The organism is Mesorhizobium sp. M4A.F.Ca.ET.020.02.1.1 (genome assembly GCF_004022645.1).
Taxonomy (GTDB): domain Bacteria; phylum Pseudomonadota; class Alphaproteobacteria; order Rhizobiales; family Rhizobiaceae; genus Mesorhizobium.
Genome location: NZ_RZOI01000112.1, coordinates 1 through 11730, shown reverse-complemented (window position 1 = coordinate 11730; position 11730 = coordinate 1). Strand labels below are relative to the sequence as shown.

Here is an 11730-nt window from a genome sequence, read left to right as displayed (position 1 = left end):
CGTCAGGGTCGCGATGTAGCGTGCCCCATCCTTGCCGTCACCTAACGCCTTTCTGAGGTTGGCGACGTGAAACCGCAAACTGCCTTCTTCGACGGTAGCGTCGGGCCAGACAAGGGCCAGCAGATCCTTCTTGCTGACGATCTCATTGGGACGCGCGGCCAAGGCTGCCAGGATGTCGAAAGAGCGCGTGCCGAGACCGACAGGCATGCCTTGCCGCAAAAGAAGCCTTTCGCCCGGCGCCAGCGTAAAGGGACCAAACGATATCCTGTCGCTCGTCTGCGCGGCTGGCGATATGACGACGTCGTTTTTCATCGCATCCTGTCCGATGGCTGGGGAAGATCCGGGTTCGAGTTCCAAGACCTACGTGGCAGAAAGTTCGATTTCGTCGCCCCGAGCGGCGACTTTGAGGCAGGACGTGATAGCGGCCGGTCCCAAGACGTGCGGCTGCTGGTGAGCGCTAACATCCCATCATAGTGTATAACGGGAGCTCCAGGCGACCCTCCTCTATGTTCGAAGCAGCAAGAACTTCTGCTGCGACTCAGGGAGAATGATCATGCCTGCATTGTCATCATCGCTGATGCGGTGAAGCCTGCCCAGCCACGGGCCCTTCCAACCTGCTTGCGCGCCCGCCGATAGCGACGTCGCGCGCCCATCTCCCCCGATTTTTCCCAGTACCTTTTGCAAGGAACACAGCGGTCATGACTCAATCTGCAAAACCACTTTATACCGCCAAGGTCCGCACTACCGGCGGCAGGGACGGCGCGTCGCGCAGTTCCGACGGTCGGCTTGACATTCGGCTTTCCACGCCCGGCGGCCCAGGCGGTGGCACCAATCCGGAACAGCTATTCGCTGCCGGCTGGTCGGCCTGTTTCGAGGGTGCGATGGCAATCGCCGCTCGCAAGATGAACATCGCACTGCCGGCTGGTCTCGCAATCGATGCGGAAGCGGATCTGAACGCTGCAGAAGGAGCCTTCTTCCTCAGCGCGCGCCTCAATGTGAGTCTGCCTGGGCTCGAGCGGGATGTTGCGCAGGCCGTTGTGGATGCTGCGCATCAGACCTGCCCCTACTCAAAGGCCACGCGCGGCAACATCGAAGTCGCAATCAACCTGATTTAGCCCGCCGATCATATCGATCGATCGGGCAGGCCCACTATCGAGAAATGTCATTACGAAAAGGCAGTGCACCAATGAAGGCAGTCAGAAACCCGGAAAAAATCGACCATCAGCGTCGCCACCTCTTCGGCGTCGCTGCCGCGACGGTCGCCGCAGCGCAGCTCGGCGCGATCGGGATTGCCGGAGCTCAGGCCGGCGAGACGGAAACGACCGCTTCCCGAACCACAAAGGCGCGGACCTCGTTCTCCTCGATGAAGCTGATCGACGCGGGCCTGCTGAGCGTCGGATATGCCGAGGACGGTCCGGCCGACGGTCCCGCGGTCATCCTCCTGCACGGCTGGCCTTATGACATTTACAGCTATGTCGATGTGGCGCCGCTGCTTGCTGAGGCAGGATATCGGGTCATCGTGCCATATCTGCGCGGCTACGGCTCGACGCGGTTCTTGTCGGACGCAACGCCGAGGAACGGTCAGCAGGCGGCGATGGCGTCCGACATTGTTGCCCTGATGGATGCGCTTAAGATCCAGAAAGCGCTCATCGCCGGCTATGACTGGGGCGCGCGGACGACCAACATCATCGCCGCGCTCTGGCCCGAGCGCTGCAAGGCCGTGGTGTCCGTCAGCGGCTATCTCATCGGCAGTCAGGCGTTGAACCAGGCGCCGCTGCCGCCGAAGGCCGAATTGCAATGGTGGTATCAATATTACTTCGCCACCGAACGGGGACGAGCGGGCTACGAGAAATACACCCGGGATTTCGCCCGCCTTATCTGGGAGCTTGCCTCGCCGAAATGGGCTTTCGACGACGCCACCTTCGAACGCTCCGCTGCCGCGTTCGACAATCCCGACCACGTAGCCATCTCGATCCACAATTATCGCTGGCGGCTCGGCCTGGCCCAGGGCGAGCCAAAATATGATTCGCTGGAAAAGAAGCTTGCGGCGCTTCCAACGATCGGCGTGCCGACGATCACGATGGAAGGTGACGCAAACGGCGCACCGCATCCCGATCCGGCGAATTACGCCAAGAAATTCTCCGGCAGATACGAACACCGGTTGATCTCGGGCGGCATTGGCCACAACCTTCCGCAGGAGGCTCCGCAGGCCTTTGCGCAGGCGGTCATCGACGTCGACAAGTTCTGACGGCATGTCGGAGCTTTCCAATGAAACCTATCCACCTCGTGCCGTGTGTGGGCGGGATCGTTGCGGCATCTGTCTTCGCGGTGGCCGGAGCAAATGACGATGCGAAACCCAAGGCGGCATCACCGATCTATGGCGTCACGGTCCCCGATAAATATCGGCAATGGGAATTGGTCGCGCCGGCCGAGGAAGCAGACCCCCTGAACGAGCTTAGAGCGGTCCTCGGCAACGTCGTGGCGATTAAGGCATATCGTGAAGGAACATTGCCGTTCCCTGACGGAACCTTCCTCGCAAAGCTTGCCTGGAAACACGTCCAATCGGCCGAATTCGAATCCGCCTCCATTCCCGGCACCGCCACGACCGTACAGATCATGGTTAAGGATTCGAAGAAATACGCCGCCACCGGCGGATGGGGATTCGGCAGGTTTGTCGACGGTAAACCGGCTGACGAGGCCCAGCATGAAACCTGCTTCGCCTGTCATGAGGCGCGCGTTCAGGGACATGACTACGTCTTCACGCGGTACGCGCCCTAGCGGCTCACCCTGAACGCCTGCGAGGCAGACACCCCTGCCGAAGGAGAAGCCATGTCGCAAAGATGGCTTATCACTGGAAGTTCGCGCGGCATCGGCGTGCCCTTGGCCGAAGCGTCCTCGCCGCCGGTCATCGTCTGGTCGCACATCAGCCCACGCAATTGCGCGGGCTGACCAACTCAGCTTTCCGCAACAAGGCCGGCCCGCCGTGGGTTCAGCCAAGTAACACTGAAATATCTCCGTTTTAGACTTTCTCCCATCGCAATGAGACCGCACCAATCAAAACCATCGAAAGGGTATGAGATGAAAAAACTGCTCGCAGGATTGACAATCGCCATGGCTGTATTCGGCAACGCGTACGCGCAGTCCGGAAAGCCCGCGCCCGTTAAGCCCACTATCGTACTGGTTCACGGCGCGTTCGCCGACGCATCGAGCTGGAATGGCGTCGTCAAAATTCTCGAGAAAGACGGCTATTCGGTTGTGGCCGCCGCCAACCCCTTGCGGGGTGTGGCCAATGACGCGCAATACGTTGCCGATATCGTCTCCGGCATTGCATCGCCTGTCGTCCTGGTTGGGCATTCCTATGGCGGCTCGGTCGTCAGCGAGGCTGCCGAAGGCCACGCCAATGTCAAGGCGCTGGTCTATGTGGCTGCGTTTGCCCCGGACGTCGGCGAGACGGCCGCCGGGCTTTCGGGCAAGTTTCCGGGCAGCACGCTCGGTCCGACCCTTGCTCCGCCGGTACCGCTGTCAGGCGGCGGCAAGGATCTCTACATCCAACAGGACAAATTTCGCGACCAGTTCGCGGCGGACGTTTCCGCCGCCGAGGCAAAGCTGATGGCCGCCGGGCAGCGACCCATCACGGAAGCAGCGCTGAGCGAGGCCCAGACCGGGGCTGCGTGGAAGAAGATTCCGAACTGGTTCATCTATGGCGGCGGGGACAAGAACATCCCGCCGGAAGCTTTGGCCTTCATGGCCGCACGAGCTCACTCGCGGAATACCGTCGTGGTCAAGGGCGCTTCGCATGTAGTCATGGTGTCGAACCCTGAACCAGTCGCGCGGCTGATCGAGAAGGCGGCCAAGGAGGCATCGCGATGAAAGCAGTCGTGATGACCCGGCAGGGCGGGCCGGAGGTGATGGAATTTGCCGAGCGGCCGGAGCCCGTACCGGGTCCCGGCCAAGCGCTGATCGAGATCGCCGCAGCAGGCGTGAACTTCATGGATATCGGCGTGCGACACGGCACAGCGTGGACCGAGATGCCCAACCCGAAGACTCTTGGCGTGGAAGGGGCCGGACGGGTGGTGTCGGTTGGCCACGGGGTAGAGAATGTCCGGCCTGGGCAGCGGGTTGCGTGGGTCTACGCGCCGGGGAGCTATGCAGAGCGAGCGGCAATACCGACCGATGCTCTCGTACCGATCCCCGACGAGATCGACGACCGCATGGCGGCCGCGGTGATGATGCAGGGGCTTACCGCCAGTCATTTTGCGACCGATTTCTACCCTGTGCAGGCCGGCGATATCGCGCTTGTCCATGCGGCGGCAGGGGGTCTCGGTCTGCTCCTGACCCAAGTCATCAAGTTGAGGGGCGGGCATGTCATCGGGCGCGTCTCCTCGGCCGGCAAGGTGGCGATCGCCCACGAGGCGGGCGCCGATCATGTCATCGTGGATACCGAAGGCGAGTTCGCCAAGGAAGCGGTTCGCTTGTCGGGTGGTGAAGGTGTGCATGTCGTCTATGACGGCTCCGGCCCCGCGACCTTCCAAGGCTCGCTCGATGCGCTCCGGATTTCAGGAACGTTCTGCTGGTATGGCCCCGTCCTGGGCGGTCCCGGTCCCATCGACATCATGCAACTCCCAAAGAGCATCAAGATCGGCTACGCCGTTTTCTTCCATCATATCCGTACACCTGAACTGCTCCGCTCGCGGTCGGCTCGACTTTTCGATTGGATCATCGATGGCAAGCTCAAGATCCGGATCGGTGGCGAATATCCGCTGGCGGAAGCGGCGAATGCCCATGCCGACATAGAAAGCCGAACGACTACGGGCAAGCTCCTGCTCATACCGTAAAAACGCGAACCGGGATCCGGCCAAAAGACCGCGGCGCCTGCCGAAGCGGGCGCCAGGCCGCCGAGGCGAAACGAAGTTGACTACAACCGCCCCAAGCCATTGACCGATTTGGTATCGAAGCGAGCTCTATCTTCGCATCCGGCGCAGATAGAGCTCGCCGGCATGGCGAACGACCTAAACGGGCATGACGGCAGCGGTGGCGTTCCGAGATCGAGGGCGCCGCACGTGCCGAGCGTCCTGCGTTACGGCCGCATCGGTTTGTGCGTGTCTTCCGCGGAGGCGCTGGTGGTGCTGCGGAGCGCCGTTGTAACAAGCATGTAGAAGAGTGCGGCGAGTGCGAGCGCGCATCCGTACCACAGGGCCGTCGAGGTGCCGATGCCGATTGCATGGCTGCCGATGGCGGTGCCGATCGAAATGCCGAGGTAGATCCCCGACGAATTGAACGCGACTGCGAGCGCCGCGTCCTGGGCGCGCTTGCGATCAACCGGTGCTGTTGGGCCGGCGTCTGCGACCAGCTGCTTGCGCCCCAGCATGCCATGAGCACCGCCACGCCAGTGTACATGCTTGCGGAGGGAACGTCGCTGAGCCACGCCAGCCCGCCCAGTGTGCCCGCCATCAGGGAATAGACCGTGATGAGCACCGCATTCGGGCCGAGGCGGTGATGCGCGCGCATATTGAAGACGTAGCACGCAGCCTGCTCGATCCCCGCACGTAAGCGACGATCAGTCAGGACGATGGACCTGACGACGACGCGGAAGAGGACGACCCGATCGAACGCTGGACGCTGCGCTTCCGATGGGTAAGTGGCGCAACGCCGCGATCCGACGCGGGACCTTCGCAGCGGCCAGCCTCAATCCAGAGAATTGGAAAATTCTGACTAAGTCGCGTGCGTCCGATAGCAAAAAGCGCCTCTCAAAAAGTGAGTCTCGCGATGTAGCGCTCTACCGGCTCGAACCCATAAGGGATTGAGGCAGAGCCACTGCGTAGACATACGCCCCCACCTCCTTCCGAAGCGCACGCATCTCGACTGGAGGCGCAAGACAGAAAGTTCGAAAAGCTTCCAAGAACCCCAGTCGACGCCGAATTGTAGAACCTTCCGAGACGGCGTTGGGGTCCCCTCCTGCCTTCCGGTCCTCGGGGGCCGAGGGACTGGATAAGCTAACACCGAGCAGGGGGAGGCCAATGGCATCCACCTTGCGGAGCTCTGCCGGTGCGGCTACCAACAGGACGGCTGGTATCCGGTTGGAGCTTGGTTTGCCAGGCCAAGCCAAGGCGTCCTGCGAGGGCGAAGCGCAGTGCTAGCCGGTCACGTCAGCTGATACCGAACAGCCCGCTGAGCCAAGCCATCTGTTCGCGCTCCTGATAGCCCTGCCCGCCCTCGTGGTTATTGAATTCGTACTCTACGATGGTCTTTTCGCCTGCGTAGGCATTGAACGCGCCATAAACGGTAGAGGGCGGGCAAACTTCGTCCATCAAGGCCACCGAAAAAAGCGCCTTCGCTTTGGACTGCCGGGCGAAGTTGACGCAGTCGAAATAGGAGAGCGTTTCAAAGACTTTCGCCTTCTTCTCGCGATGCTGCGCCAGGAAACGGACGATCTCCAAATAGGGATCGAGCAAGGCAGTCCCCAGAGCGCGCGGAAAGTCGCAGAGAAACGGCACGTCGGGCATCACGGCCTTGACACGCGGATCGATGCCGCCGACGGCGAGCGAAATGCCGCCGCCCTGACTGTCGCCGCAAACCGCGATGCGCTCGGGATCGATGAAGTCCAGCCCCAAAAGAGCATCTATCGCCCTCACAGCATCGGTGAACACGCGCCGGTAATAGTAGTCATTCTTGTCCAGGACGCCACGCGTCATGAAGCCGGGAAACGAAGAGGTCGAGCCGACCGGGTCGGCGGTCTCGCCGACGCTCAAGTCGCTTCCCTGCCCGCGTGTATCCATTCGAAAATAAGCAAATCCCGACGCGGCCCAGTGCAGTTGCTCATGCGCCAGGCCGCGACCGCTGCCATAGCCGATATACTGAACGACGAGAGGAACTCGGCCCTGCCGCTGCTTGGGCAGGATCAGCCACCCTTTGATCGGATGGCCGCCAAATCCCGGAAAGGTGACGTCGAAAGACTGGACCGCCTTGAGCGTTGTCCGTGCCGGAACGATGCGAACCTCGCCACCGGCTTCGCGGGCCTCGGCGATGGTCGAGGCCCAGAACTGGGCAAAATCGCCTGGAGTGGCCACCTTGCTGACATAGGCGCCCAGGTCAGGCTGGATCAGATCTTGGAATGGCATTCTTCCTCTCAGTTGAGTTGCAGGCGAGCTTGGATTTGCGCGTTGCCGATCCAACCGACTACCCCATCCAGTTTACAGGCATTACATGGCGGCAGACCCCGCCCGAGGCGCCGCCGGCCGGAGCAGCCTTTCAGCTGCCAGTCTTGATCTGGGTCCAGAGGCGGGTGAGGACGCGCTGCTCCTTGGAGCCGTACGAAGAAATCGTGAAAAGCTTCTTGAGCGTTTCCTGCGTTGGATAGACCGAAGGGTTCTTCAACACTCCCTCGTCGATGAACGTCTGCGAGGCAAGGTTGCCGTTGGCGGTTTGGACATAGTTGGTTGACTTGGCGATGACGTCCGGCCTCATCAAGTAGTTGATGAAGGCGTGCGCCTCATCGACATGCCTGGCGTCGGCGGGGATAGCCAGATTGTCGAACCACATATAGGTGCCCTCTTTAGGGATCAGGTATTCGACCTTGACCCCGTTTTTGGCCTCGTTGGCGCGGTTCCTGGCCTGCAGCACGTCACCCGACCAGCCGATGCTGATGCATTTATCGCCATTCGCCAGGTCGTTAATGTAGGCAGAGGAGTTGAAGGTACGGACGTAGGGCCGGATTTTCGTGTAGATGTCGCCGCCGGCTTCGAGGTCTTCTTTCTTCTTGCTGTCGCCGTCCTTGCCTAGATAGTTCATGGCGATGGCCATGGTCTCCTCCGGCGCATCGACGATATTGATGCCGCAGTCCTTCAGTTTGGCCGCATTCTCGGGCTTGAAGAGCACATCCCAGCTGTCGATCGGCATGTCGCCGAGCGCTGCCTTCACCTTGTCGACATTGTAGCCGATGCCGGTCGTGCCCCACATGTAGTTGACGGCATATTCGTTGCCAGGGTCGTATTTGGCCAGGCGCGCCATCACCTCGGGCCACATGTTCTTCAAATTGGGCAGCTTGGACTTGTCGAGCTTCTGAAACACGCCGGCCTGAATCTGCCTGGCCAGAAAAGGTCCGGTCGTGACCACCACGTCATAGCCGGAGCCGCCGGCAAGCAGCTTGGTCTCGAGAATTTCGTTCGAATCGAAGGTGTCGTAGACGACCTTGATACCGGTTTCCTTGGTGAAATCATCAAGGATGGAACTGTCGATATAATCAGACCAGTTATAGACGTTGACGACCTTGTCCTCTGCCAACGAGACGCCTGCGGAAAAGAGGACGGCCGTCATCGTGACAGCCAGTCCGAGTAGCTGCTTCTTCATGAAGATTCTCCTGTTTGGTCGGGTCGGGCATTTTGTTGGCAGGTCTGCTGCTCCATTCTCGAGGGCAACGAGAGTGGCGTTGACCTCGCCTGCCGATTGTCTGGAGGCCAGCCCATTATCCGTTCTCTGCAAATGAATTGGCGGGCTCATTGCTGCCTTCTCAAGCTGTCATCGAAAGCTTTGACGAAGATGTCGACTTCGTCGGGCGACCAAATCAGCGGGGGGCGTAGCTTGAGCGTGTTAGGCGTGCTTTTCCCGATGAGGATGTTGCGGGCAAGCATGTCGTCGATGAGTCGCTCGGTCTGTGTGATGGCCGGCTCCTTGGTCAGGCGATCCGTCACCAATTCCACGCCAGTCATCATTCCAAGCCCGCGTACGTCGCCGATGACGGGGTGCTGTTCGGCCAGGCGCCCAAGCTCGTGGCGCAGATACTCGCCGACTACGGCGGCCCGCTTGATCAGGTCTTCTCGCTCCAGGACGTCCAGCACAGCCATGCCGGCCGCGCATGCAACGGTGTTGCCGCCGAACGTGCTGAACAACAGCGGATAGGTGCCATTGACGAACCGCTTCATCAAATCCGAGCTGAGAATGACGACGCCAAGAGGGTGGCCATTTCCAACCGGCTTGCCCATTGTTACGAAATCGATGTTTTCGTCCTTGAGCCCGTTTGCCCGGAAACCCCAAAAAGTTCCCATGCGGCCACAACCGGCCTGCACCTCGTCCGCAATGACGAACGCGCCTGCCGATCGGACCTTTTCGGCGACAAGATTGAAGTAGTTTTCAGGCGCCCGCAGCACCCCGCTTGAACATAGGGCAGTGTCGACCATGAATGCCGCAGGCGGGTGACCCCTTTCGCGCAAGACGGCTATCGCCCTGTCGGCGTCGGCAGCATATTTCGCTGCTGCTTGGGGATCGCGGGAAAAAGGGCCCCGATACATGTCGGGGGCCGCCAGGGTTTCAATGCGTTTGGGGTGCTCGTCGGCGGGAAGATGACGCCAGCTTTCATTGGAGAGGGCGGTCGTGAGTTCGGTGCAGCCATGGTAGGCCTGGTCGATGATCAAACCGCCGTCGCGTCTGCTGAGTGACATGGCGATTTGCATCGCCAGGTCGTTGGCTTCGCTGCCCGAATTGACGAAGATGCAGGCGTCGAGGTGATCAGGCAGGTCGGCGGTCAGGCGCGCTGCGTACTCGACGGCCACGTCGCACATATATCGCGTATTGGTGTTCAGCGCGTTGGCCTGGCGGTAGATCGCCTTCGCCACGTGCGGATGGCAATGGCCGATCTGAGGGACGTTGTTGTAGACGTCCAGATAAGCCGTGCCATCGGCGCCATACATCCAGGCTCCGCGGGCGCGGGTGATGTGCAATGGCTTGTTGTAGAAATGCCATATCGGTCCCAGGTGGGCTTCGCGCTCGTGGCTGAGCAAGTCATAGTCAGTTGCGAGATCCTCCCCATCATTGCTCATGGCGCCATACACCGGAAACCGGCACGCCTGACGAAGCCGGCGCACCGCCTGCGCGCGACCTTGACGGCTGAGCAACTCCATCATCCGAGGGTAATGGCCGGCGTTGTCGATATGCGGAATGCCGGCTTCGTCGGTGGCTTCTCTCGCTTCCACGATGACGGTGGCCATGGCGAGGCGCAGGAGCAGCGCATCGAAAAGGAGATCGATCTCATTTTCTTCAAGCGGGTATGTCGAATCGAAACCTGATGCGACGTCGCAAAGGTAGGCGATCGGATCGTCATCGAAGTCCGCGAAAGTCTCGGAAGCTGTAACGATGTCCGCAACAATGAAATTATGGCCCATATCGCCAAAATCGATGATGCCCACCGGCGATGTGCTGTCTTGTGGATCGACCAGGATGTTGCCGCCATGCGAATCCTGATGCACGACTTGGCGACGCGTCCTCGACAATTGTGGAAGGGTGAAGCGCTCGGCGCGCTCGAAGATTTCCTCGCACAATTGCCGAAGCCTGGCGTCGGAGATCTTTGCTATCTGCGGGCGCAGGGCCAGGGCACGTGAAATGTCCCAGAGGTGCGCATTGCTGCCTGCGTAGGGATGAAAAAAATCGCGCAGCGCAAAGGCAAGTCGTCCTACCATCGCTCCTATGTTGAACCGAGTGGCGGCGGAAAAGGCTTCCTCAACCTGCTCCATGATCTTCCCCGGAAGGAAAGTAAGCACGCGCATCATGTGCCGGCAGCCGCGTCCGTCCTCGATCCATTCGTAGGGGGCGCCAGAAAGGGAGGGAACAACGCGAGGTACTGGCAGGGTCGGATCGCGCTCGCGGATATGGTTCAGGGCTTTGACCTGCATATCCACCACGCCTTCAGGTTCGTCTATATTCGATATCTTGACGACGACGTCGCGGCCATCGGTGCCCTCGATCAGCCACGACAAATCGCGCTCGGAAGCCAGTTGCCTGTACGTCCCGTCGATCCCGTACCGGGTTGCGACGAGGTGCCTTGTCGCTTCCGGCGAAAAATTGGGAAGGTTGCGAAGCAGCAGAGCGTCCGTGCTCATTCCATACCCTAAGGCCAAGTACCGAGACCCGCCGTGGCGATCACGTCGAAGTTGCACGTTTGGCAGGGAAGTCCGCAGGTGGCATTTTTGCGCTGCGCATTGCCGGCCATACGGGAGGCTAGACCTCTATCGACACGGCAAGAATATCATTCAGAGAACGGATACATTGGTTTTTACAAATGCATCCGGTGCGCCCTGATGATCGCGTCGCGCACATAGGCGACGTTGGCAGCCTGCTCGCCTGTTCGCGTGGCGATCTCGATGTCGGCTGAATAGGCCTCGTCGGCAATGGGAAGTCGTCGAAGACGTCCCTGTTGTTCGAACACACGGGCAAAATGTATCGGCAGGACCCCAAGGTAGGCGCCCGACAGGACCATCAGAAGCTGCGCCTCAATATCAAAGGCTACCCGGTTCGCGACTGCGGCGTCGAAGCCGTGACGCCGAATTCCATACCAATATCCTCTCTCTACCCAAGGATGGCCGTAGCATTCCGCACTCGTAATCGTCTCGTCATTTCGACAAAACAAAGGATGCGTCGAGCCGCAAAATACCGCGTGCTCCTCTTGGTAGATGACTTGGTATTGCACACTTGCGACTTTGATGTCGGAGCCGCCTATCCCAATATCTATTTCGTTTTCCGCCACCGCCTTCGTTATATCGTTGGGCCGCATGATCCTGAGATCAAGCTCGACTTCCGGCGCAGCTTTTGAAAGCTCGGTAATAGCGTCGGCGAGCCGGAAACTTGGGTCGGTCGTTAAGCAGTCGACAATGCCGACGCCGACCTTTCCCGCCAAAGCGCTTCGGACGCGCGAAAGCCGGGCCGAACCGGCTTCAAGCATCCCGGTGATCTCCGTGCTGATTT

11 protein-coding genes are annotated in these 11730 nt (G+C 60.3%); 5 read left to right on the top strand and 6 right to left on the bottom strand.

Going from position 1 to position 11730, the window contains the following annotated elements; translation table 11 throughout:
• A partial coding sequence (locus tag EN742_RS10410; RefSeq protein ID WP_148670067.1) for a transcriptional regulator occupies nucleotides 1-312 on the bottom strand: 312 nt, incomplete at its 3' end.
• A gap of 386 nt (nucleotides 313-698) precedes the next feature.
• On the opposite strand from EN742_RS10410, the gene EN742_RS10405 reads away from it, so the two are divergent.
• From EN742_RS10405 to EN742_RS10385, 5 genes are all read left to right on the top strand, one after another.
• Nucleotides 699-1115, top strand: a complete 417-nt coding sequence (locus EN742_RS10405) for an organic hydroperoxide resistance protein (protein ID WP_128332773.1) — start codon at nucleotides 699-701, stop codon at nucleotides 1113-1115.
• Between the two features lie 71 nt (nucleotides 1116-1186).
• On the top strand, nucleotides 1187-2248 hold the full coding sequence (locus EN742_RS10400; protein WP_128332772.1) for an alpha/beta hydrolase: 1062 nt from the start codon (nucleotides 1187-1189) through the stop codon (nucleotides 2246-2248).
• Nucleotides 2249-2268: 20 nt separating this feature from the next.
• A complete protein-coding gene (locus tag EN742_RS10395) occupies nucleotides 2269-2778 on the top strand; it encodes a cytochrome P460 family protein (protein ID WP_128332771.1) in 510 nt (169 codons plus the stop codon).
• A gap of 300 nt (nucleotides 2779-3078) precedes the next feature.
• Nucleotides 3079-3870, top strand: a complete 792-nt coding sequence (locus EN742_RS10390) for an alpha/beta hydrolase (protein WP_128332770.1) — start codon at nucleotides 3079-3081, stop codon at nucleotides 3868-3870.
• Nucleotides 3867-4835, top strand: coding sequence for a quinone oxidoreductase (locus EN742_RS10385; protein ID WP_128332769.1), 969 nt, complete (start codon nucleotides 3867-3869; stop codon nucleotides 4833-4835). The genes EN742_RS10390 and EN742_RS10385 overlap by 4 nt, the downstream gene beginning before the upstream one ends.
• Nucleotides 4836-5077: 242 nt before the next feature.
• Here the strand turns inward: EN742_RS10385 and EN742_RS10380 are convergent, their stop codons facing one another.
• From EN742_RS10380 to EN742_RS10360, 5 genes are all read right to left on the bottom strand, one after another.
• Entirely contained in the window at nucleotides 5078-5368 is a 291-nt protein-coding gene (locus tag EN742_RS10380) for a hypothetical protein (protein ID WP_128332768.1), read from the bottom strand.
• Between the two features lie 778 nt (nucleotides 5369-6146).
• Nucleotides 6147-7172, bottom strand: coding sequence for an acetylxylan esterase (locus EN742_RS10375; protein ID WP_245492289.1), 1026 nt, complete (start codon nucleotides 7170-7172; stop codon nucleotides 6147-6149).
• Between the two features lie 76 nt (nucleotides 7173-7248).
• Nucleotides 7249-8346, bottom strand: coding sequence for a polyamine ABC transporter substrate-binding protein (locus EN742_RS10370; RefSeq protein ID WP_128332767.1), 1098 nt, complete (start codon nucleotides 8344-8346; stop codon nucleotides 7249-7251).
• A gap of 146 nt (nucleotides 8347-8492) precedes the next feature.
• Complete coding sequence (locus tag EN742_RS10365) at nucleotides 8493-10868, bottom strand: aminotransferase class III-fold pyridoxal phosphate-dependent enzyme (RefSeq protein ID WP_128332766.1); 2376 nt, start codon at nucleotides 10866-10868, stop codon at nucleotides 8493-8495.
• Between the two features lie 173 nt (nucleotides 10869-11041).
• The coding region (locus EN742_RS10360) for a substrate-binding domain-containing protein (RefSeq protein ID WP_210214444.1) at nucleotides 11042-11730 on the bottom strand (689 nt) is incomplete at its 5' end.